Origin of the sequence: Pectinatus haikarae, assembly GCF_050916305.1 — a bacterium.
In the GTDB taxonomy this organism is placed as follows: Bacteria; Bacillota; Negativicutes; order Selenomonadales; family Selenomonadaceae; genus Pectinatus; species Pectinatus haikarae.
This window is the reverse complement of record NZ_CP116940.1, coordinates 1,602,191-1,624,567: the sequence shown is the minus strand read 5'-3', so window position 1 is coordinate 1,624,567 and position 22,377 is coordinate 1,602,191. Positions and strand designations below refer to the sequence as shown.

The window sequence follows — 22,377 nt, the reverse complement described above, 5'->3', positions numbered from 1 at the left end:
CCCTACTTTCTTTTTAACTTAGAAATATATTTTCTCAATAATTTAATATATAAATCACCTTCAGCAACAGTTGGCTCTGTATGCGTATTTTCATGATATTCATTAAAAGTTGATATTTTAATTATATCTGGTGTTGGATAACATTCCAGCGCCATTTGCAGCATATCTCTAAAAATGTCACCATTTTTTCTGTCTATATAACGTAAATGATTTTTTTCTCTTCCCGGATCTTCTAATCCTCTGTCGTCATACCCCGGCGAACAAGTAAATACTTTTATTTGTTTATTCCCTGCCTCATATTGCTGATATGTATCCTTTATAAGAATTTTTCGTTTTTCGTCATCATTTGCTACTTCCAAAGGTGAAAATAATGACCAACCATCAAATAGACCATATGTTTTATTATATTCATCAGTTTTGTTATAAAGACGTAAACTAGAAGCTATAACTAACACATTGCTCAATAAATGCCTAATTTTATTGAGCAAATCATAATCACCATCCAAGCTGCCTGTCCAGAAAATATACATAAGTGGTTTATTTTTATATTGCTGATAACTTTTATACTGTAAAAATTTTTCAATAAGTTTTTTTATGCTATTCAGCAACTTCTCCGATGAAGTAGTAAACGGACAAATTTGCAAACAGAGTTTTATTTTATAATTATCATCTGCCATGATATCCAGAATACGTTCTACAACATTATACTGATAAACATCAATACCTCTTTCATCTATGTGAATATTCACAGACACGTAATCAATGCCACTTTTTTCTAACATAGTCAAATGGCGTCGAATTATTTCACCACTATCTGATGAATAATATCCTAGTAAAGGTTTTTGTGTTACTACTCCAGTTTGCTTATTATCATTCCAATGAGACGCACCAAATCCCTTACCATACCAAACATAATATTCAATTCCTACTAGAAGACTTTCGTCTTGCAATTCCATCTGTTTTGATACTTTATCGGCATAAACCCGTTTTATTTCATCCATAATTCCGTCTGCAGTTTTTTGCCAAGTAAAATTATCTAGTTTTGCCTTCCCCGCTAATCCCATTTTAGTTGCCACATCTTTATTATCTATAAGGTAATTTATTTTTTCAGCAAATGCTTGCGGCATCGCATCTATAAGAAATGCACAACTATTATCAACAGCCTCACAATACCCGCCTTCATTCACAGCTATGAGGGGCTTCCCTGCTGCCATAGCTTCAAGTGCCACAATCCCAAATGGTTCTCTCACTGAAGCAAAAGCCAAACATAACGCTCTAGCGTAGAGTATAGCTAGTTCTTCATTACTTACACTCCCCATAAAAAATACTCTATCAGACAAACCTAACTCTTTTGCCTGTTCCTTCAAATTCTTTTCTTCTGGGCCTTTACCTACAATATAAAGCTGTGAATTCTCCACATATTGCATAGCTTCTATTATCAAATTGACTCTTTTATGTGGCCAAAGCTGATTCACACATAATATAATATTTTCATCTGGTGGTTGATAAAAAAAATCTTCCTTATTTATTCCCGGATAAACAACACCAACATTATCAACTCCATAAACTCTGTTCAAATATCCTGCCGTATATTTACTATTGGCTATTATTTTATCTGGTTTACCAATCTTATCAAAAGCAGCTATCACAGCTTGATATGCCATATATGCCTTAATATCCACAGCATCATATGTTGTTTTAGGATATGTATGTATATTTCTGCTAGTTTCGAGAGCCGTCATAGCAACAGGTTGTTCATATTTTAAATCATTTATTACTCGCAATGGTTCATGCGGATACCAAACCACCGGGTGAAGATTCAATAAATGCATCGGCCATAGATGTGTGTGATATATTTCGTGTCTACCAATTTCTTTCTCCCAAATTTTAGGCAATAATATACTATTAAGTAACATACTATGTTTTCCATCAAAATATGATGTTAATATCTTCTTTTTTATTTTAGTAACATGATGCTCATGTAATAGTTTTTCATTAAAAGCAATTGCGTACACTGTTATATTATGTTCATATTGCCAGCGACGCAGACATTCAATAAGTAATTTTTCTGCACCACCATATTTTTTTAACTCAGGTATTACAATTCCAATATCCATTCTATTTTCCCCTATCATTGTTTAATATTTCTCGAAAACCTATTCCTAATTCTCTTTTATCTCCCTTTTTTTCTGCTGCTGATATTGGATGATTTATTTTTAGCAATATAATTTCACCATTGTTTGCATTTATAGTATACTTATCCCACCCACGACTTAAATTTATCTTTTGCTTTACTACTCCATCATTATTACAAATTTGCAATACCTGATCAGTATTTACAGAACTTAATATTTCTATATAAGGATTTTTTTCTTCAAAACATACTTTCGCATTACATTTACTCCATATAAAATTATTATCTGGCGTTATTTCTAATTCATTAAATCCGTCTATGCAAAGCATAGAACTAATTTTAATAAAAGAATTCTTGCTACTGTTATTATATATACTACCATATTCATATCTAGCTAAGCATAATATTTTCCTCAATTCAATGTCTTCCGGAAATAAATATCTATATTTTCCCATAGGTGTTAAATACAGTTTGTCAATTAAATAAATATCCACCAATAAACCCAACTTAATATTTAATTCTTCTTGTATGGCTTTTATTACGTCTAATGTGAAATTATCATCAGGAATGACGAGAAACTCAAGGACATTAGCTTTTAACCTAATTTGAAAATTCCTAATTCCATTATATTTATCTAATATGTCTAGTATAAAACTAGTAGACACATTCTTACCATCGGCAATTTTCAAAAAGTCGTGTATTCTGCCACTCATATTTATTATCTTTCTGAAAGGTAATCCACATGAACAATTTTCTTGAGAAATTTCTCCTAAATCTCCTGTTTTATACCGTATGAGAGGCATTGTATAATTAGTTAGTGTCGTCACTATAATCTCACCCATTGAACCTATTTCTTTGGATGGTTCAGATTCTACAAATACTACGTCTTCCATAATATGCAGTCCATTATGATTTGCACATTCGTGCGCTATTACACCAAACTCTGCATCCCCGTAACGGTCATAAACTTCACATCCAAAAATCTTTTCTATTTTTTCCCGTTGAAAGTCATATAAAGTTTCACCAGTAGATTCATAATATTTGAATGTTCCTTTTACATCTATGTCATTTTCTTGAGCAAAACTTGCTAAATTATATGCAATTGATGGGAATCCTTGTATTAATACAGCTTTCATAGATTTTATTTTATATAAAATATCTTTAATATTTTTATCATCAAAAATATCAAGAAATACATTTTCTCTGTTCATTGCCAAACATTTAAAATGTTCTTTTCTTCTATCTTTAATTGGTATTTTTCTCTGTTCAATTGTCTTAGATGATAAATGTATTTCCCTTTCTCCTAAAAGTTTTCCACACCACCCCATACAACGCTGATGAACAGCTGCCGTGATATCCAATGACCGTTGTCCATAGTAAACAATTAATTTTCTTCCTGTCGAACCGCCTGTTTTTCTTGCTATTATTTTTTTGTTATTATCTTTGTTAATAAATAGTTTTTCATTATTTTTAATAATATCTTTCGTCAAGTATGGAATTTTTTTCAAATCATTTATTTTTATAAATTGTCCTGGTTTGAAATCAATTGAGTCAAATAAGTTTTTATAATAAGGGATATAGGTATATGCATATATTAACATTTCTCTTATTTTTTGTACTTGCTCACGCGATATATCTTCCTGTTCTCTCTTTTCATTTTCACATAAAATTTCAGAAAAAGACGATATATTACGATGCTCCAATAGTTCTGCTAAATAAAAAATACACTTGTGTATAATATTAAGCATCCCTTTTGTCCTCTTTATTGGAAGAATAATTACCATGTTCCTTCATATATATTTCCATCATCTCATGTGGTGTCCCTATTCCTATTATTTTATGATTATCAATATATGCTATACGATCACATATTATCTCTGCAGCCTTCAATGCGTGACTAACAAAAACGATAGTTACTCCTTGTTTCTTAAAATTTTGCATAGCATTAATACATTTTTCTTGGAATTCAGCATCTCCTACCGCTAATACTTCATCGACTAATAGAATATCTGGATTTGTATTTATAGCCACAGAAAATCCCAATCTTACAAGCATTCCTGTAGAATATGTCCGTACTGGTAAATCAATAAAATGCCCTAATCCTGAAAAATTTATTATTTTATCCATTTTTTCTTTTACTTCGTCTATTGTCAATCCTAATAAAACACCATTTATCATGGCATTTTCCCTGCCCGTTAAATCTGTATGAAAACCTGCTCCCAATTCTAACAGAGGTGCAACACGACCATTTACCGTTATCTTTCCTACAGTGGGATAAAGAACCCTCGCAATAAGACCTAAAGTAGTACTCTTACCTGCTCCATTTTTACCAATTAAGCCAAAGCTCTCCCCCTTTTTAACACAAAAATTCATATCTGTAATAGCAGTATATATATTACTTCTATGATAAGATGGTTTAAGCATATTTAATATAAAGCCTTTTATGCCTTGTTGAAAAGCATTATTTATAATATATTTTTTTGTTACATTCACAAATTCAATAGCTATATCATCTTTAAACAACCTCTGCAAACCTCTTTTCCATTTTATTGTAAACAATTATACCCAATAAAAATATCCCAATATTATACATAGATGAATACGTAAATAGCGTCACATTAAAATAACTATTCAATAAAATTTCATGCCACAATTCGACCATTACAGTCATAGGATTAAGCCATATTATTGTTTGATATTCTGCTGGGATCATATCAAGTTTGTACAATACTGGAGACAGATAAAATAACAAATTACATATTACCATTGTCAAATTTTCCATATCACGAAAAAATAGATTTAAGGTGGACAAAAATAGGGATAGTCCGACAATCAATACTGTCTGACTAATAAACAACATTATCACTCCCGGTAAAACTTCAATTGTAGGATATGTTTTAAAAAATAACATTAATCCCAGCATTATTGGAAATGTACAAAAAAAATGAACTGCATGATTACCTACTAGTCCTATTATTAACAAATAGCGTGGAAATATAACTTTTTTTATCAAACACGCATTAGATAAAAACATACTCGGAGCCTGATTCACAGCATTAGCAAAAAATTGCCAGGGGAACAATCCCGCCAATAGATATAATATATAATTATCAACGTCCACTTTTAAAGTATGTCTAAAAGCAATAAAAAAGGTTAGTGCAAAAACCAATGGATTTGCTACCGACCATAAGTAGCCACCTATTGTATTTTTATAGCGAACTTTCAATTCTTTTATAACTAAAACTTTTATTAAATCCAAATAATAATTAGTTCTATTTTTTAACATTCATATCCCTTTTCTATATGTTGTTGAAACATTCATCAACAAATTCCTTAAATTTACATCTGAATATATCAACTGAAAATTTTTCTGCATTCTTTCTGCAATTATTTGCTGTTATAGATGACTCTTCAATATTTTCAAAAGTATTTATCGCTTTTCTAATACTATCAGCCGACTGTTCATAAAAAAAAGAACCTGTAGCAGCCGTGTTATCTCTGCCATTTTTTACTATTTCCAACGCGCCGCCTTTTCCATATGCAATAACAGGTGTACCACATGCTTGGGCTTCGACCATAACTATACCAAAATCTTCTCGTGCCGCAAAAATAAAAGCTTTAGCATTTTTCATATATTCATGTAAAACGTCATCAATCTGATATCCCATTAGTATGATATTAGGTCCACACATATCCTTAATATTCTTATATTCTGGTCCATCACCTATAACGACTAATTTTTTATTAGGCATTCCGTTAAAAGCCTCTACTATGAGATTAATTTTTTTATATGACACCATTCTGGATACAGTCAAATAAAAATCTTCTTTAGTATTTCTTACTTCAAATTTATTTATATCAATTGGTGGATATATTACTTCCGATTTTCTATTGTATATTTTTTTTACTCTTTCAGCTATAAAATTAGAATTTGCTACAAAATAATCTACGCCATTAGCAGTCCTATAATCCCACATTCTTATATAATGTAAAACTATTCGTGTAATCCAGCTCTTTATCCCCTTTGTTAAATTAGCATCTTTTAGATATTCATGCTGTAAATCCCATGCATATCTTATAGGGGTGTGTACATAGCATACGTGTAACTGTCCCGGTCCTGTCAATATACCTTTAGCCACAGCATGAGATGAAGAAATCACTATATCATATTCTGAAACATCCAGTTGCTCTATTGCTATTGGCATAAAAGGTAAATAATATCTATATTTTGATTTGGCCATTGGTAACTTTTGAACAAACGTAGAATGAGTTTTCTTATTTTTTATAAATCCACGCTGGCTCTCTTCAAGAAAGTCAACCACACAAAACAAATCTGCATCTGGATAAATGTTTAATATTTCTTCCAATACGCGCTCTGCTCCTGCATACACAACCAGCCAATCACAGACTACAGCGATTCTCATAAAATCACACCTATTTATAATTATATTTATTATCTCTTATTTTTTCTACTATCTTTTTTACTTTCTGTGTTTCACCACGTTTAGACACTAATATTACATTTTCATTTTCGACAATTATTGTATCATTGATATCTATTCCAGCTATTACATATTTTTTACTAAAGAACAAATTATTTTTACAATTTATAGTGACTGCATTTCCCTTTATCACATTGCCGTTTTCATCTTTATTTAATACATCATAAACTGAATCCCACGAACCAACATCACTCCAATATAATGATAATGGTATGGTAACTCCTATTCGTGATTTTTCAGCAACTGCATAATCAACAGAAATATCAGGCATATCCACAAAATTCTTGACTACTTGAGCATAATCAGTTTTTAATAACCTTGCTATTTTGGGTGCATATTGAAAAAGTTCCTTTAAATATGTACCGCAAGTAAATGCAAACATGCCAGAATTCCAGTAAAATCTACCACTTAATAAATACTTCTCAGCAGTTACTGCATCTGGTTTTTCCTTAAAAGCTTTAGTAATATAAGCTCCATTTAAATCATTACCAACTTCAATATACCCAAATCCAGTTTCTGGCTTGTTTGGTTGTACGCCAAAAGTAACAAATTTGCCCCTGGCAGCAAATTCAACCGCTTTCAATACTGCCCTGTTAAACAAATCCTTAGGTCTTATAATATGATCCGATGTAGATACAAATAAAACCTCATCTTCAGAACATCTTAAAATTTCCCTACAGTATTTCACAGCCAATCCTATTGCGGGTGCAGTATTTCTTCTCATCGGCTCTGATATAATATGTATGCTGCCCATATTATATGTTGCTAACTCTTTTTCTATCATATTAACATATTTATTACCGGTAACAATTATTATATCTTCAGGTGCTACAATTTCACGAAATCGGTTTATCGTTTCCGCTAATAATGACATTTTTGTATCTATTTTTAAAAATTGCTTTGGTTTTCTATCGCAGGAAAGTGGAAATAATCGCGTCCCATTACCCCCTGCAAGAATTATTATTTTCATCAAAAATTCCCCTATTCAATATGCTCCCTTTTTATATAAAACTACAAATACAGTTTTATATATCAATACTATATCTATCCAAATAGACCAATTTTGTATGTACCATGTGTCCATGAGCAACCTGTCCGTGAAAGATACTTCATTTCTTCCACTAACTTGCCACAAGCCTGTTATTCCCGGCAAATTTTCCTTTATAGTATTCAGATGATTCCCCATTGATTGTCTTTCAGTTGGCAGATAAGGCCTAGGTCCTACAATGCTCATATCTCCCTTTATTACGTTTATGATTTGCGGTAATTCATCAAGACTATATTTTCTGAGCCATCGCCCTACCTTTGTCACTCTGGGATCATATCCCTTTATTTTACGGTATGTCTTCCACTCATTTAGTACCACGGGATTTTCCTGCAAATATTTTCGCAGGATATCATCGGCATCCTCATACATCGTACGAAACTTATAGCAAGTGAATTCCTTATCATTTTTCCCTATGCGCTTTGCATTATAAAAAACAGTACCGTCAGAATCTTTTTTTATTGCAATTGCGATAATAAGTAAAACAGGTACAAACAAGATAAAAATTATATTTCCAAACAAAACATCAGAAGTCCTCTTCAAAAGTTTATTATACCATCTGGACATATTATTGCTGACTCTAAGCATCATTATTTTTGCATCATAAAGTCTCTGTATTTCTATATTGCCAACCGGTATTCCAATTAGATCTGGTACAAATGACAAGTCTTTTACCAACGGCTGTATTTTATCAACCAATTCAAGCAGCTTGTACTTTTCCAATCCTGGAGCCGCAATAATTATCGTCTTAACTCCTGTTTCTTTTATTATCGACTCAGCCTCAGAAAACTTACCCAAGACAGGATACTGTTTAGGAAGATCATCTGATACAGGTGAATCATCAATGAAACCAACTACTTTTACACCAAATCCGGTATCATTACTAAACTGTCGCACAACAAGTTCAGCCGTTTTACCTGCGCCTATTATTATTATAGGTTCTGAAAGTATATTAAATTTGAATAATATTTTTTTTAATATATAACGAAATATGCACAAAAAAGCAAATGCAGTCATTCCTGATAATGCTACATATAATCTTGATACTCCACCTGCAATATGCCCAAAGTACATTAACATTATGCAAACCATCATACTCAAAACGACTGCATAAAATATCTTCTGTATTACTTCCCAAAAAGGCATTCTATTTACATATATATGTGAATTATAAAGAAATGCAATAAACACGATTGGTACCAGAAAATAGAAATACATATTTGGAACATCCGGCATAGAATAATAAATGGAAAATACACGTATATGCTGGCGTAAATACATAGCAATTTTCTGTGCTGTCAAAATTGCCAGATAGTCCGTCCCCAACAATAAAAAAGGCATCATATATGGTACAGTATCATCTATTTTATTAGTTTTCAGCTTTTCGCATTTCATAGTATGCACTCACATTTTTACAATTTTTAAAGCTCACTTATTATGATTATCGTTTTTGATCTCTATGTCTATATATTTATTGAAAGATAAATATATTCCCGTAATCAACCAAAAAATATACGTCGGCATTTTTAAATAATGTCCGCAGAATAAAACATCTGTCAAGAAATTAATACTAAAGGTGAAAAGCGAAAAAAAGTAAACTGCCGCAGCCAAGCTTTTATCCTTTCGCCACGTTCGTATGACATCATAATACAAATAAATAAAGAGAACTATCAGTCCTACACTTCCCACAGCACCTGTTTCTGCCAGTGAATTTAATATAAGGTTATGGGCATGCCAGGGTGTCTCAACAGCGGTCGGCTCTTTATATTTATCCCTATATTGCTGATAGAAATTATTGACTCCAACCCCAAAAGCAGGATAATCCTGAAACATCTGCCATGCAGACTGCCACATCAATAGTCGCTCTCTATTGGATTGATATCCTGTCTGCTGGTTTATTGATAAATTAGTAATAGAATCTAGTCTATTTTGCGATATTGGATTAGCATATATTACTACAGCAGCAATTATAAACATAGCAAATATGCCCGCTGCTATTTTCATCTTATCTTTTATACCAATACATAAAATCAATGAATAAACTATTGACAACCCAATCCACACTATCCTGGTATTGGCCAATATTACCGCAGGTATATTAATCAGGATTGTTGCAAGATAAAAACAGCTCAATTGGGTAGGCAGTTTTTCAGTAAAAACAAGGACTGCTAATGTCGCTGGCAGAATAAGCATATGAGCAGCTGCCAGCAGCATCTTGTCATTGAAAAACCCTATCACACGATCTTCTATAGATATCCCATAAAAAGCCTGTACAATCGCAGTAAAGGCATTTACAAATAAGACAGCAGCAAAACAGGATAAAAGCACTATTGCCCGACGTTTGCTGAATTTAAAAAAACATGCCAAAAATATTCCCGTCAATGGACTTATGTACATAGACTTATATGCCTTGATCCCCGTTCCAAAAGATTGTTCACTGTTAAATATTACTGATAGTAATATCATGAGTAAAAAGAACAGAATGAACTGTATGTGCTTGGAATTAAATCTGATTTCAGTACGTATAAAAATGATTTTTACAAGTCCCAGCCCAAATGCCAATACTATAAAATTAATAGGTATATCCATATAAAAAGTCAGTGTAAATAATATCAGACATACATATATTAGTTTATCAAATTTTTCATTTACAGAAAAGTTATTCATTTTCCCCATTAAATATAATTCCCATCCAGATTTATTTTAGAAGTTATATTTTCCTCTTATATACTGCCAATACCAGTATAAGGCCTCTTTGAGCTTTCCGTCATTTCTTAAAATCTCAGCATACCATCTTTTGTGATGGTATATCCGCGGCATTTCCAAAGGAGTTCCCTTCCAAGGTGAAAGTTTTTCATAATCCTTATAGATATTTTCCATGTATGGACGTTTTTCATATTGCCAGAGTATATTCCATGGTTTCGGATGGTTGGCAAAATGAATTAATTTTATTTGCGGCAGCCTATCTTTTATGATATTGTCCGGTTCACACCACAAGCCTATGCTGTTATACATCTCATCCAGATAGAAATGTGGTTTTTTGGAAAATACTAAGTTCAAAATATCCTGATCCAAAAGCTTTTTATGCTCATTTATTACTTGCAGCAATAGCTCCGTTATCCGATTTCCTAACCACTTTTCTGCATCTATAAGCATGACTCCGCTGTTAAAATACAGATGGTCTTTCAGCTTCAATTCCTGTGTTCTTTTTAGACGCACAGGTTCAAAATCTGGTATAACACCAACTATGGCTTTATGCATATCCAATGTAAACAATTCTGCGATTTCGCCGACACAAATAACATCCGTATCCAAATAAAGAATTCTGTCCTTACCAAAGATATACGGCAAAAATATCCTAAACCAGATAGGCAGCGGAAATATCGCATCAGTAGCCAAATTTTTTAGCAGTGTAGTTGTCATATCTAAAAAATATATATTTATATCTATATCAAATCTCTGAGCAAGGATTGCAAATTTATCAATATTTCCTTTTGATATATCAGTGCACAAGAGACTGAATACCATATTTGCGCCGTTGTTGTTTTTGCAAACAGATGCAATGGATGCTCCGGCCATGCGGGCAGCATTGTTATCCAATCCGTATGCTATATGCATCACAGAGTTTTTCTTATTTTTTATAAAGGAAAAGTTTCTTTGCTCTTTTACTGTTTGCCAAAATAATACCGATATATCCGATTTATTCATCTATCTTTGCTCTTTCCTTTATGATATTTTTTGCTTATAGATTTTAAAAGCCAATACCCCGCTGTAAAGAGTTCTTTTTTTTTGAAGAAATATCTTGCATACAGCCGCATCTGCCGATACTTTCTGGGTTTTTTAACCAAAGAGGTATCAGCCCACGGTGACATTTTCCAATATTTGCGAAAATATCCGGCTAAAGGATGAAAACACCATTCATGCCATGGTTTATTAAAACCATGATAGTGCAGCAGAATCACATTCTCCGGTATTTTCCCCAGTTTTTCATTTTTTTTCAAGCTTATATTTGTCAAAAAATTATAATGCGGCTGCAGATATTTTACTTTATTTTTTAAAATAATATTAAGTGCATCCTGATCAAAGCAGCGAAATTCATAACCGTATTTTTTTTTGGCTTCAGGCTTTTCATTGACTTCGCGGAGAAGTTCCATGCATTTTTCGGATATTTTTTCGTCGAGCCATTTATGAATATTAATATACATCATACCGCTGTTAAAATAGCGTTCATCCTTTTTCTGCACAAGTATGGGACTCCCGCTTCCGTCCAAGCTAAAATCCTCTACTACGCAGGCCACAAAATCTGTTAAGTCAATATCCAAAAAGGGAGTCAGCACATTCAAACAGGTAATATCCGCATCCAGATATAAAAAACAGCTTGCTTCATCTTTTAATTGATGAGGGATAATAAAGCGATAATATGCGGCAATAGTAAATTCCCTATCGTCGAGTCCCGCAAAGACACTGTTATCTATTTCATAAAAGGTAATGCAGGTATTGTATTTTTTTGCCAGCCGCCTATATTTTTCATACTCCTCATGAGAAATTTTGTTATCCGCGAATACATGAAAAGCAATTTTAAGTTTTGCATTGTTCTCTAAAAGCGAAGTCATCAAAACACCGACAGGATATGTAAAATCGGCACTTATCCCAAAGGCAATATGAAGATTGGCCTTCCTTGAAGGAAAATCATTGCTGCACTGTATAAAATTCTTTTGTTTTACCGCATTTTCGAACATCGTATCACTTTTCCATATCCGTATTATTTTCAAGCATCATTTCACATGCCCGCAATACTTGCTCAGGCTGTACAGCCGTCAAACATCTGTACTCCGTGCACTGCCGCCTCGTTTCATCGCTGCATGGATAGCATTCTATATCCGGATACAGGCAGCTCACTTTATCACCGTATGGTGCCCAATGGCGGTGTGAAGTTCCTGCAAAAATGACGACCTCAGGTATAGCAGCCGCGGCTGCTAAATGCGCCGTTCCTGTATCCACCGATAAAAGGAGATCTGACTGCCGTAAGAGGCAGCCAAGTTCCGGCAGGTTTGTCTGACCGCAAAAGTTCCAAACACTATATTTGCTGTTCTTTATAAATTTCTCCGCATAAGAGCTGTCACCACTTGAGCCTGTTACATAAAATACAGCATCATATTTTTCGGCAAGTCCGTGTACGACTTTTGCAAAATCTGCCATAGGCCAATCCTTGAACGGAGTACCGCTTCGCATGCACAAGGCAATTTTAAGCTTGCCGGCAGGAAGTGCAGAAAGCATTTTATCGATTTTTTCCCTGCTGCCAGCCGGCAGGTCAGGAAGTATCATTTTTGCCTTATCGTTCCTGCCCGTTATTCTATTTATAAAGATTTCATGGTTTTTTACCTGTTGCGTATTCCCAAAATCATAGTCGATATCATAAATTTTTGTATAAAAAAGTTTCAGATAAATATTGCGCAGGGTTACCTTTTCAAAACCCAGACGGTGCGGTACACCTGACAGCCAGGCCAGCAATGCTGAACGAGGTTTGTTGTCTATCACCACAGCCAGATCGAATCCTTCTTTTTTTATTTTCTGCATGATTTTTTTTATGTCCCTCAGCTTTGCTTTGTGTGAGTAATCATAAAACAAAACCTGATCAATAACAGGATTATTTTCTGCTATTGACCGCGTGAGCGGTTTCACCAGCATGGTGAGTCTGGCCTCTGGGTAAGCTTTTTTCAAAAGATATGCTGCAGAAGTTGCCATAATGGTATCGCCTATTTTACGCAGGTTCAGCACCAATATATTTTTGTAGACCGGCTTTTTTGTCACCTTATCCATCGTGATATTAATTTCTCTCTTTATTAGATTATATACTTTTCTATTTTTTACGAGATACTTTACAAAGTGTACTATACTTTGCAATCTACAACAATCTATTTTCTCAGAGATTTTACTTTTCTGGTATTATTACCTCGGCTTCAAACAAACGGTGCCATGGAAATCTCACTTCAGCTCTGTCCAGAGCTGCCTCACCGGGAAGTTTATCCAGCCCGTACTTTATGATATCCTGACGCATCAATTCGGTAGCATATTCCTGCGCCTGTGCATTGCGTGTTTTCGTATCACCATAATCTCCCTCGCCTTTAAAGCTGCCCAGTTTATTGGCAACCTGCTGGCGGATATTTGCCTGATAAAGCCATTCGTCCAGATAGCGCGGTATCAGCATCTTTATTGTATTCTGCTGGTTCGTATAGGAAGAAAGCATCCCCAGTCCGATAGCATAGCCGCTGCTGTTGGTCGGCGTATTCCAGCCTGCGTAAGCTTTAAGTTTCGGCAGATAACCTCTCTGCCAGAGAAGGTTCATGAGAGCATTATCCGACCCGTTGCCAAAATCAATATCGGCGATTCCCACATTTTTTTCTTCTTTCAGATATTTTCCCGCCATATCCGCAAAGGATGCTGTATTTGCTCTCAGCTCGGTCGTATTGCCGGGATCGTTTGCTGCATAGGTGATGCCATTTTTATCAGTATTCAGCAAAAGCACAAGATCAGCTCTCTTAGCGGTATTCACCTGCAGCCCGCCCGCCAGTTTTATATGTGTTCTGACAGAATCTTTTATCGGCTCATTGGAGTACGCAGGGATAGTATCCGCCCCCCTGCCTTCCGCATAATGTACATTTACAAAGGGGATATCTCCTTCAAGTTCATTGACAGCACGTGTCAGAAGAATCATTCCCAGCTCATCCAGTCCTGCGACGGATTGATATTTATCCGCCTCCAGCTGGCCGGCATATTTGTCAAGTTCACGGCGTTCCTTATCTGTTTGTGAATATGGTGCATTGTCATCGCAGCCCAGAACAAGATATGATATATCCTTGTTCTGTGTCAATGTGATCAGATATTTATTCACTTCAAAGTTACCCGCACGGCGCGCCATCCAGTCATTTATCGCAGTCTGCGGTATTGATTTTTCCAGATTTGCCAGTTCCTGTCGTTCCCCGCCTTTAAGTCCGTCTTTTTCCCGTTTGTCAAGGAGTGCAGTATATCTGGCGATCATCGTACCATAAAGCCTATAATACTCCGGTTCTTCGGAGGATGCGGCACTCGTCTGCGGTGTGCGCATGATCGAACCGAAAACATAAATTGGCAGATATGGATATTTTTGGTGCAGCTCGGCAAAAGACGCAGCAGCTCTTTGCTGCAGCACATCCGCAGGTATATCATGCTTGCGTGAAGCTACAAGGCTGCCATAAACAAGAGAATCAGCAGACAGAACAGCAAAATCTGCTTTCTCTGCATTTTCACTGACCCATTTTGCCAAAGCATCCGGATGTCCAAGATCATCGCGATTGCCGAGCAAGTTTTCCGGCGGAGTTATGACATTATACCCCAACGCCCGGATGTTGCTGACTGTCTGCATAAAAGAAATCGGCCGATTGTCATGCGGCACAAACAATATAGTCTGATTAAACTGTGCCAAAGCTGTTCCGTTGAATATTCCGCCGCAAAGCACTGCAAATAAGGTAATAAAGATTTTTATATAATTCAATGTTCACACTCCCCCGAATATTATATAAACCAGCTGAAAATTCTTAACAAATATATTCTATGGCCTGATCTATATATTTAGATTATATTATATTTCTACTTTGCCAATAAAAAAACCTCCCCTGAGGGAGGTTTTCAAAAGACATGCATGATAATAAAAACGGTCACTGCTTTCAAAATGCAGGGATTATAGCGCCCTTATATTTATCTGCAATGAATTTTTTAATTTTTTCGGATTGGAGTGCTGTAATAAGTTTCTTTATTTCCGGACGGTTTTCATCGCCCTTTCTTACAGCAATTATATTCGCATACGGAGATGAAGCATCTTCGATCACCAAAGCATCTTTAGTCGGTGTCAGACTGGCCTGCACAGCAAAATTCGTATTGATCACGGCCGCGTCTACGTCGTCGAGCGAACGGGGCAATTGTGCGGCTTCGATTTCCTGGATTTTAATATTTTTCGGATTATCGACAATATCCTGCACTGTAGCTTTTACACCCACACCGTCCTTCAGCTTGATCAGGTTTGCCTGCTGCAGCAGGAGCAGCGCACGTCCGCCGTTTGTGGGGTCGTTGGGGATAGCTATCTGCGCGTCATTTTTAAGTTCATCCAGCTTCTTTATTTTATGAGAATAAAGACCCATTGGTTCAATATGGATTCCAGCCGCACTTACAAGAGTCATATTATGTTCGGCATCAAAGTTTTCCAGGTACGGTGTATGCTGGAAAAAATTTGCGTCCAGCTCTTTGTCATTAAGGGCCATATTGGGCTGCACATAATCGTTGAACTCCTGAATCTGCAGATCGATTCCCTCTTTTGCCAGATCATCTTTGACCTGTTCAAGTATTTCCGCATGCGGTACCGGCGTGGCCCCTATCTTTAATACTGTCTTTTCAGTACTGCCCGATGATGAATTGTCTGCTGCCTGATCTTTATTTGCTCCGCAGCCCGTAAAAGCAAACAGCATCATTACAAGAGCTGATATAATAAACAATAACTTTTTCATAAAAGTCCTCCCCCTGCCAATCATAAGTATTTTGATATTTATTGTACTTCATTATACATTGATCTGCAATGTTATTTTTTATTTAATCTTGCCGCTATATAGTTGCCGATGAATTGCACAAGCTGCACCACGACAACCAGTATTATAACAGTAATAAGCATGATGTCAGGACGAAAGCGCTGATATCCGTAGCGTATGGCCAGATCCCCCACACCGCCGCCGCCGATGGTCCCCGCCATGGCAGAAGCACCGATAAGCCCGATGACAACTGTTGTCAGCTGTGAAATGATGCTGGACAAGGCCTCCGGCAAAAGGACATGCTTTATTATCTGCAAAGGTGTCGCTCCGAGAGACAGCGCCGCTTCTATCAGCCCGTACGGAACTTCCTTTATAGAGTTTTCCACCTGTCTGCCGATAAAAGGAATAGCTGCCAGTGTGAGCGGGACCATAGCCGCCGTCGTACCTATTGAAGTGCCTACTATACTGCGGGTGAAAGGTATGATGGCTACCATCAGAATTATAAACGGTATGGAGCGTACAGCATTGACAAGCCCCGCTATGATACGGTTAAAGGCAATACACTCCAAAATCTGTCCCTTCGCCGTAGTAACCAGCAAAATCCCCAGAGGTATGCCGATAACAGCCGCGATAATCATTGATATAGATACCATATACAATGTTTGTCCCAATGACTTAATCAACAGCAGCGTCATGTCGCTTGACATAGCCTATCACCCCTACTTTTACGTCTTGTTCTCCCAGCCATTTCTCTGCTTCCTTCACTTTCTGCGCATCTCCCTTCAGACCTATTATCATACGTCCGTAAGGTACCGTTTGTATTTGGTCCAAATCGCCGAACAGTATGCTCACATCCACATTTGGAGCATTTTTTATAAGCTGCATGATCACGGGCTCATCCGCCGACTCACCAAGAAAAGTCAGACGCAGCAGAAGATATCCATCCTCAACGGGTTCAGCTGAAACAGTCTGCTGTCTGAAGGCACTCGGTAATTCATCACTGAGCAGAACGCTTATGAATTCATGAGTTATTGCCTGCTGAGGATTCATAAATACTTCTATTACAGAACCTTTTTCAGCTATCACACCATGATCGATCACTGCCACTTTAGTACAGATATCTTTTATGACCTGCATTTCATGAGTAATTATCACAACGGTTATTCCCAGCTCTTCATTTATCTTTTTGATCAGTCTGAGTATAGACTGCGTGGTCTGAGGGTCAAGCGCCGATGTTGCCTCATCGCACAAAAGAATAGACGGATCGCTTGCCAGTGCCCGGGCTATTCCTACGCGCTGCTTCTGCCCTCCGGAAAGCTGCGAAGGATACTGTCTGGCTTTTTGCTCCAATCCTACCAATTTCAGCAAAGGCATTACTTTTTTTTCAATATCTTTTTTTGCCATACCCGAAAGTTTCAGAGGAAAAGCAACATTTTCATATACTGTGGCTGAGGAAAGCAGATTGAACTGCTGGAATATCATACCGATATTCTTACGCACTGAGCGAAGCTGTGCCTCATTCATTTTGGTCAGATCCTGCCCGTCTATCTCCACAGTTCCCTCTGTCGGTCTCTCCAGCATATTGATACAGCGAACCAGAGTTGATTTTCCCGCTCCCGAAAGCCCAATAATACCATAAATGTCACCATCCTCTACAGTAAGACTGATATCTTTCAATGCCTGCAGTGATCCTGACGGTGTATCATACACTTTCTTTATATGGGAAAGCTTTATCATATATTTACACTTTCCTTTCTCAAAATAAATATTCTTATAATATACATTGTTTATCATAAAAAAGGCTCTCTGTCAATGCAGGACGTATGCTCCATTCACCATTCCGGATATCACGGCTGCACAGAATTTTAATAGCATAAAACCCCAAAATCTGGTGTATATTAATGAGCATTTAAATAAGATTCATATAAAATTTGTGGGGAGTTTATTTTTACGAAATACATTAATGTCTATTGCTGATCTTATTAGGCTCTGTTAAGCAAAAATGAAAAGATAGCTAATGTTTCTGTAGAAAAGCACTAAATTTTATCAACTTGCTAAAGAAAACAAGTTTTTCATATTGGGATTATAGTTAGCTCCGGCAACTTGAGCAGGAGTTAAATGATTAAGACCAGTATGAGGGCGCATGAAGTTGAAAAAGAAGACAAAAACAGAAATAGTAGCATTAGCAGAGTGAAAAGAATGAAAGCCACGTTTGGTTTTATACCAAGCCTTGAAACGGTTGTTAAAAGCTTCGATAAGATTGTTGCTAATATCGTCCTTAAAGCTCTCGACACGAATGTGTTTAGCATGAGGAAAGTAGCACTTAGTAGGAATCTTGTAGGCACTATAGCGATCGCTAACAATGGCATTGGGATTACCTAAAGGGGAAACATGCTGAAATAAAGCATGTGCCTGAGGAGAAGAACGATGTGGTGAAAGATGAAAACCAAGAACAAAGCGGGTTTCACTATCGATGATGAACCAGATGTAGTATTTCTTTCCAGCAATTTTAACCACTGTTTCGTCAGCATGCCATTCATCAGAATTGAAATTCATAGAAGGTATGAGCTTTAAAGAAATATTATCAAAAAGCGGAGCGAATTTTTTGCACCACTCAGCAACACTAACATGAGAAAGCCTGATGCTGTAGAGCTGATAAAGAATGAGAGAAATGTTACGAGTAGAGCTTTTGCCTATGAAAAAAAGAGTTAAAACAGTGATGATTAAATGAACTGGATGACGCATGCGTGATAAATCGGATTTACCAAAAAGTTTAGAAACAGAAGGTGGCAAAGTAGCGGTTGATTTTGGTTGAAAAAATGAATGATTACATTTTTTATCAGAGCAACGAAAGTTAGAATAATCACGATAATCGTGATGCAAGAAAGACGATTTTCCACACATAGGGCAAGGAGGATACTTTTTACCTCTGACCCTGGGGAGAACATCTGGTGCAAATTGATGTTTACAAGCAAGGCAGCGATATTTTTGATTACCGAATTTATCTTTGCCAAACTTATGGAAATGGTGATTATTGTTGCATTTAGGGCATACAATCGGTATAATTTTCTGCATGAGGCATCGTCCTTTCGATTGGTGTGTTTTCTAGCAGAAACATTGTACCATTGAAAGGTTCGGTGCCTCAATTTTCATTTAAGTTAACAAAACGTCTTATTACTAATGGAGGGAGATTTATTAAATAGTTTACATTAAATTAGTAATAATCTTTACCGTCCTACAATTGTTAAAGTACGGAAAATATTTTACACTAGGGAGTGAAGATTTCTTGACTACTCTGTAAGCAACTAACGTAAGCCTTTCTCATTATTTTTCTAGATTACATAAATTATGCTTTATAATTTTTATTTTCAAATTTCTTTGCTAATTTACGTATACTTTGACCTTCACCTTTATGTGCCAATAATATAACGTCCTTATCAGCAACAACAATAATGTCATTTATACCAATACTTGCAATAATATTCTGAGGACAGAAGAACAAATTATTATTGCAATCAATTGTTATGGCAGGTCCACTGCTGACATTTCCATTTTCATCTTTTGGTAAAATATCATATACAGAATCCCATGACCCAACATCATTCCAATATAATGACAATGGAATCATCATTCCTAATTTTGATTTCTCGGCTACTGCATAATCTATGGAAAGATTTGGCATTCTCGCAAAATTATTTAGAATTCCTATATAATTATTGTTTAAAATTCCTTTTATTTCAGGAAGATAGTGAGAGATTTCGCTAAAATAAGTTTTACATGTAAATGCAAACATACCAGAGTTCCAAAAATATTTACCGCTAAGCAGATAATTTTCGGCAGTTAATAAATCTGGTTTTTCTTTAAATGCCTTTATTGTATAGACTCCATTCAAATTTTGCCCAATCTCAATATAACCATATCCGGTTTCCGGTTTATTTGGTTGAATACCGAAAGTGACAAAACTACCTTTTGAAGCATATTCCACTGCTTTTAATACAGCCTGATTAAATGCACTTTGAGGTTGAATAATATGATCAGACGGGGATATGAATAAGATTTCATCTTCAGGGCATTTTAAAATTTCCTGGCAATATTTTGCTGCCAATATTATTGCCGGTGCTGTATTTTTTTTAATTGGTTCAGTAATAATATGTATTTCTTCTGCATTGCATATAGCAGCTTCCTCTTTTACAAAATTTGCATATCTTTCAGCCGTAACAACAATTATATCTTTTGGAACAACAATATCAGAAAATCTATTTATAGTTTCTGCCAGTAAAGACTTTTTGGAATTAATCTTTAAAAATTGCTTTGGACTATTATCATTTGAAAGAGGAAATAATCGAGATCCATTTCCTCCTGCTAAAATTATTATTTTCAAAATGTATCACACCTACCTTAATATGCTCAACTATGATTTACAATTGTTTGTCAAATAACATAAAAATTCCATAACCCTTATAATTTTGGGCAGAATAATCAGAGTCTATCTGATTTATAGTAGAAATACCATCTTTCATATAATATTTTTTTAAATCAATGTGCAATGAGCTGGTTTTATTAATTGCTATATCATAACCTATTCCTAATGAATACTTTCTTCTGCCAGCTACTTCATTATATATATAATCTGGATAACCAAAATCATATCCATCCAATAGTCCGCTGTAACGCGAACCACTTGTTTGCATAACATCGGCAGATAATCTTAATTTTTGCCTGGGATTTATAATAAATTCCCATTTTGCACCATAAAAATATACCGGCTCACTCTTACTAACCTGCGTCGAATAATAGTCTGTTCCCTGCACATTAGTCCAAAAATATGTTAATAATTCTTGATTTCTGGCTATTTTTTGATTGTTTGTCAAACGAAATTTCCATTCACTTTTCGATTGATAGGAAATGCCATTATCATAAAAAGAGCGCCCATAAGTAGTATTGATAATATCGGCAATAAATTGCCTTTCACCAGTTGCGTATTGGTAACGGAAAAATTTATTCCATTCATTTCCGGGATGAATTTTTCCAGTTGTTGTAGCTATACCATCCTCATCAGGTAAAATATTATTGGTCAAATAATTTTTTAAAACGGATAAATTAAGCATCTTATCTGATATCTCGTCATATGGAGTGCGCATGAGATAGCTTGTTCCGGCCATTACTGTTTCTTTACGATTCAATCTTCTTTTAAAGTCAATTCCCGGTTTTACTTGGAAACCTTCTCCATATTTATCAATTTCTGCCAGATCATCGCCCACGCGTGATGAAGCTTCTTTGCCGTTAAGTGAATATTCACCCGTGGGTAAATTAAGATCAACAGAATATTCTGTAGTATATTTTTTTCTTATTAAACTTTTTTTGAAATAGATTTTCGTATCGGTCATAGTATTTGCCGTACCGCTTGTTCCCGCGATGCTATTTTTTGTTATTACGTGATTTGTATAAATTCCTAAATAAGTGCCATTTAAATAATAACTATAATTCATTGGTTGAATAAATTGAAAACCATGCGTCTCATTTCCATTATCCCAATTATAATATTTAAAACCCGTTATAAAAGAGGTCGATGCAACGGGATGATTTATTTTATAAAATAAATCATCCCGTTGTTTTGTCGCTTTTTCCAAATTAGCCTGCGCTATAGGAATATATTCTTCTGCTAAATTTTTATCTTTTTTGGCAAGTTCCATTTCCTTAGCGGCACGCTGCAAATTATCATCCGCCTTATAAACCTCCTTTTCTTTTTCCTCTATTACGTCATTAGTCGCACCTATTTCTTTGACACGTGCAAATTCATTGACTGCATTTTGTTTGTCTTGCACCGCTTCTTCCAGCCATTTTTGATCTCGCACCAAACGATCCCTTGCATCGAGATTAGACTGTTTAGCTCTTTCCAATTCCTTTTCAGCCATTATTATATATTCAGCAGCTTTTTTTACATATTCTTGCTCTTGTTCTTTTTGTTCAAAAATATTATAGTCATTTTTAGCATTCTCCACCGTATTATATACCTGATTGGGAACATCTATAGCTGTATCAGCATACACCGGCTGCAAAAAGAAAAAATAATAAAAAAATGTATTAATATATATTAAAATATTTTTTTTCGAGGATTTCATAAAACTATAACCTCCAATT

Annotated in this window: 18 protein-coding genes; all 18 read right to left on the bottom strand. The window is 35.5% G+C overall.

What is annotated here, in order from left to right:
* Nucleotides 1-2: 2 nt before the first annotated feature.
* Nucleotides 3-2,117 carry a glycosyltransferase gene (locus NXG61_RS07955; RefSeq protein WP_307225401.1) on the bottom strand — a complete coding sequence of 705 codons (2,115 nt, stop codon included), beginning with the start codon at nucleotides 2,115-2,117 and terminating at the stop codon, nucleotides 3-5.
* A 1-nt stretch (nucleotide 2,118) separates the two neighbouring features.
* The gene (locus NXG61_RS07950) at nucleotides 2,119-3,882 is read right to left on the bottom strand and encodes a phenylacetate--CoA ligase family protein (protein WP_307225400.1); all 1,764 of its coding nucleotides are present in this window, start codon (nucleotides 3,880-3,882) and stop codon (nucleotides 2,119-2,121) included.
* Entirely contained in the window at nucleotides 3,875-4,657 is a 783-nt protein-coding gene (locus NXG61_RS07945) for an ABC transporter ATP-binding protein (RefSeq protein WP_307225399.1), read from the bottom strand. The genes NXG61_RS07950 and NXG61_RS07945 overlap by 8 nt, the downstream gene beginning before the upstream one ends.
* Nucleotides 4,650-5,420, bottom strand: a complete 771-nt coding sequence (locus NXG61_RS07940) for an ABC transporter permease (RefSeq protein WP_307225398.1) — start codon at nucleotides 5,418-5,420, stop codon at nucleotides 4,650-4,652. Before NXG61_RS07940 ends, NXG61_RS07945 begins: the two co-directional genes overlap by 8 nt.
* Nucleotides 5,421-5,433: 13 nt before the next feature.
* Complete coding sequence (locus NXG61_RS07935; RefSeq protein ID WP_307225397.1) at nucleotides 5,434-6,558, bottom strand: glycosyltransferase family 4 protein; 1,125 nt, start codon at nucleotides 6,556-6,558, stop codon at nucleotides 5,434-5,436.
* Nucleotides 6,559-6,568: 10 nt separating this feature from the next.
* Entirely contained in the window at nucleotides 6,569-7,606 is a 1,038-nt protein-coding gene (locus tag NXG61_RS07930) for a mannose-1-phosphate guanylyltransferase (RefSeq protein WP_307225396.1), read from the bottom strand.
* Nucleotides 7,607-7,621: 15 nt separating this feature from the next.
* The gene (gene wbaP / locus NXG61_RS07925) at nucleotides 7,622-9,076 is read right to left on the bottom strand and encodes an undecaprenyl-phosphate galactose phosphotransferase WbaP (RefSeq protein ID WP_307225395.1); all 1,455 of its coding nucleotides are present in this window, start codon (nucleotides 9,074-9,076) and stop codon (nucleotides 7,622-7,624) included.
* A 33-nt stretch (nucleotides 9,077-9,109) separates the two neighbouring features.
* Nucleotides 9,110-10,357, bottom strand: coding sequence for an O-antigen ligase family protein (locus NXG61_RS07920; RefSeq protein WP_432748899.1), 1,248 nt, complete (start codon nucleotides 10,355-10,357; stop codon nucleotides 9,110-9,112).
* Nucleotides 10,358-10,384: 27 nt separating this feature from the next.
* Complete coding sequence (locus NXG61_RS07915) at nucleotides 10,385-11,389, bottom strand: glycosyltransferase family 8 protein (RefSeq protein WP_307225393.1); 1,005 nt, start codon at nucleotides 11,387-11,389, stop codon at nucleotides 10,385-10,387.
* Complete coding sequence (locus NXG61_RS07910) at nucleotides 11,386-12,420, bottom strand: glycosyltransferase family 8 protein (protein WP_307225392.1); 1,035 nt, start codon at nucleotides 12,418-12,420, stop codon at nucleotides 11,386-11,388. The genes NXG61_RS07915 and NXG61_RS07910 overlap by 4 nt, the downstream gene beginning before the upstream one ends.
* A gap of 4 nt (nucleotides 12,421-12,424) precedes the next feature.
* On the bottom strand, nucleotides 12,425-13,501 hold the full coding sequence (locus NXG61_RS07905; protein WP_307225391.1) for a glycosyltransferase family 9 protein: 1,077 nt from the start codon (nucleotides 13,499-13,501) through the stop codon (nucleotides 12,425-12,427).
* Between the two features lie 112 nt (nucleotides 13,502-13,613).
* Complete coding sequence (locus NXG61_RS07900) at nucleotides 13,614-15,212, bottom strand: DUF4127 family protein (RefSeq protein WP_307225390.1); 1,599 nt, start codon at nucleotides 15,210-15,212, stop codon at nucleotides 13,614-13,616.
* Between the two features lie 172 nt (nucleotides 15,213-15,384).
* The gene (locus tag NXG61_RS07895; RefSeq protein WP_307225389.1) at nucleotides 15,385-16,218 is read right to left on the bottom strand and encodes a MetQ/NlpA family ABC transporter substrate-binding protein; all 834 of its coding nucleotides are present in this window, start codon (nucleotides 16,216-16,218) and stop codon (nucleotides 15,385-15,387) included.
* 71 nt (nucleotides 16,219-16,289) lie between these two features.
* Nucleotides 16,290-16,943: a methionine ABC transporter permease gene (locus tag NXG61_RS07890; protein ID WP_307225388.1), complete on the bottom strand. Its 654-nt coding sequence runs from the start codon at nucleotides 16,941-16,943 to the stop codon at nucleotides 16,290-16,292.
* Nucleotides 16,912-17,973, bottom strand: coding sequence for a methionine ABC transporter ATP-binding protein (locus tag NXG61_RS07885; RefSeq protein WP_307225404.1), 1,062 nt, complete (start codon nucleotides 17,971-17,973; stop codon nucleotides 16,912-16,914). Before NXG61_RS07885 ends, NXG61_RS07890 begins: the two co-directional genes overlap by 32 nt.
* A 309-nt stretch (nucleotides 17,974-18,282) precedes the next feature.
* Nucleotides 18,283-19,311, bottom strand: coding sequence for an IS6 family transposase (locus NXG61_RS07880; protein ID WP_432748898.1), 1,029 nt, complete (start codon nucleotides 19,309-19,311; stop codon nucleotides 18,283-18,285).
* 271 nt (nucleotides 19,312-19,582) lie between these two features.
* Nucleotides 19,583-20,617, bottom strand: coding sequence for a mannose-1-phosphate guanylyltransferase (locus tag NXG61_RS07875; RefSeq protein WP_307224583.1), 1,035 nt, complete (start codon nucleotides 20,615-20,617; stop codon nucleotides 19,583-19,585).
* A 37-nt stretch (nucleotides 20,618-20,654) separates the two neighbouring features.
* Nucleotides 20,655-22,358 (bottom strand): hypothetical protein, encoded by a 1,704-nt coding sequence (locus NXG61_RS07870; protein WP_307224585.1) that lies wholly within the window; start codon nucleotides 22,356-22,358, stop codon nucleotides 20,655-20,657.
* Between the last annotated feature and the right edge of the window lie 19 nt (nucleotides 22,359-22,377).